Below are 1877 nucleotides of genomic sequence, written 5' to 3' on the forward strand. Positions count from 1 at the left end.
GCACCTGGACGCCGAGACCATCGCCCAGATCGAAAAGCGGGTCAACGAGGAATACCTCAAACTGGCCCACCTCTGCGGCGAGACCGACCTCGAGCCCGGCCCCTCGGGAGAATCCCCGGCCGAGGGCATCCTAGAAGACAGTTGCAAATTAGGATGATCCATGATAGGCTTGGCCCATGGGAAAAAAATACACGGGCGAACAGGCCAAAAAGAGAAGAGAGAAGCAGGCGGAACGTCGAAGACACATTCAGGCCCTCCACGACCACCAAGTGTCGGAGGATTTGCCGGAGGTACTGCTTCCGGAAATTTTCTCCGACATCCGGGAAACTTACTGGGCCAGCCTGAAATCCGTTCCGGACCCGAGAAGCCCGGACAACCGGGTTTACCCGTTGCACTTGATTCTTCATCGCATTATTTCCGGTTTTATCGCGGGCAATAAATATATCGGGGTTTTATTCCCCAAAAAGCGAACGAACGTGGAGCCCGGCAAAAAAAAGTTGGGGGCTCAGCCTACCCGGAAAGCTGTTTACAGCCTTTTACGGAGAATCGACTGGCCCGCGGCCAACGAGGTTCTTGCTCCTTTATGGGCTCGTCTCGGGTATACGCCGCATTTGGTTGTCCGGCGCGGGTTGAGAAATCCGAAAGACGTCTTGGATGAATTTCGGGCCAAGCAAAGGCGCGCCGACCTGGCGAGGCGGAAAGAACTTTTGGCGGCGCGAGCGGCCGCGGAGCGCGCGAAAGGGATGAGCGCCGCCAAGGCTAAACGCTCCGCGCCGTCAAAACCGAGGAAAGAAGAGGCGCCCCGAAGGACGGACAATTTCGAGCGCCCACGCGCGGCCCGGCCGACGGGAATCCAACATGATCTGGTTATTGACGGCAAGGTGGTGAAATCGTCGTATAACGCCGGAGCAAAGGAACGGTTCGTCCATGTAACGGAGATTCGGACGGACGAAAAGGACCATAGACGCCGTTTTATCATAGGCGCGCATCCCACGGAACTGGATCGAAACGGAGAATGGGGAGCGGCCCTGCGCATATTGGATGCCTTAACGCCTCTACCGGGCGACAGAGTGGTGGTGATAAGCGGCGACGCGGGATTTTGCGTCGAAGACTTCAGCGCATGGCTGACCGCGAATGGTTTTTTTTTACCTTTTCCGGATAAAGGAAAACGCCGGTAATATTTATTCGAGGGTGTTGGATTGGGCGGACTATTCGATTAAACTATGGCCCGGGGGACATTACCGCCAAGAGGTGCATCTTGAAAGCAAGGAAATTCATAGCCGCTCGTTGTGGCGGTTGCCGGGATTAAGACACGCCGTCTATCCGGGAATCCAGGAGGGTTTCGTAATTCAAAAAACCAACCTGGCCACGGGGGAGAGGGATCGGCAGCATTTTATCACCAATCGCCCTTCCGGCGAGTGGAGCGATCAAAGCGTTCTCGATAGAATACTTCTTCACTGGGATACGGAAACGGGCGTTTTCGGCGTCAAAGACAACACCTTTCATGAAGACAGGGCCCGGTATAGATCGCTCGACGGGGCAATGGCCCATGTCTCCCTGCTCAATTTGGCCTGGAACTGCCTTTCCGCCCCAATTTTCGAAGGTTATTGGCGGGGGGAGCCCATGAGTCATCGAATTCAATTCTGGAAGGACCATCCTGAATTCAATCCATTGGGGGCGACCTAAATGGTAACAGTCTTCTCGGATGCGGCCGAGGGCGAGGATTGAAAAAGGAGCTTGACGGGAGTATAAAAAGAGTATAGATAGGTGATTTGCCGATCCCCGGTAGCTCAGTCGGTAGAGCGGTTGGCTGTTAACCAATTTGTCGGCGGTTCGAGTCCGTCCCGGGGAGCCAGGTAATAACTACGGGTTCTTTA

At 55.0% G+C, this 1877-nt stretch carries 2 protein-coding genes and 1 tRNA gene; all 3 read left to right on the plus strand.

Translation table 11 applies throughout. From position 1 onward, the window contains the following. Positions 1-281 precede the first annotated feature (281 nt). Positions 282-1178 carry a hypothetical protein gene (locus AB1500_13100; protein ID MEW6184084.1) on the plus strand — a complete coding sequence of 299 codons (897 nt, stop codon included), beginning with the start codon at positions 282-284 and terminating at the stop codon, positions 1176-1178. After that, complete coding sequence (locus AB1500_13105; protein ID MEW6184085.1) at positions 1135-1686, plus strand: hypothetical protein; 552 nt, start codon at positions 1135-1137, stop codon at positions 1684-1686. Before AB1500_13100 ends, AB1500_13105 begins: the two co-directional genes overlap by 44 nt. Before the next feature lie 93 nt (positions 1687-1779). Further along, positions 1780-1855: transfer RNA gene (locus tag AB1500_13110), tRNA-Asn, on the plus strand. Positions 1856-1877 lie beyond the last annotated feature (22 nt).

Source organism: Bacillota bacterium (genome assembly GCA_040755295.1).
GTDB lineage: Bacteria > Bacillota > Desulfotomaculia > Desulfotomaculales > Ammonificaceae > SURF-55.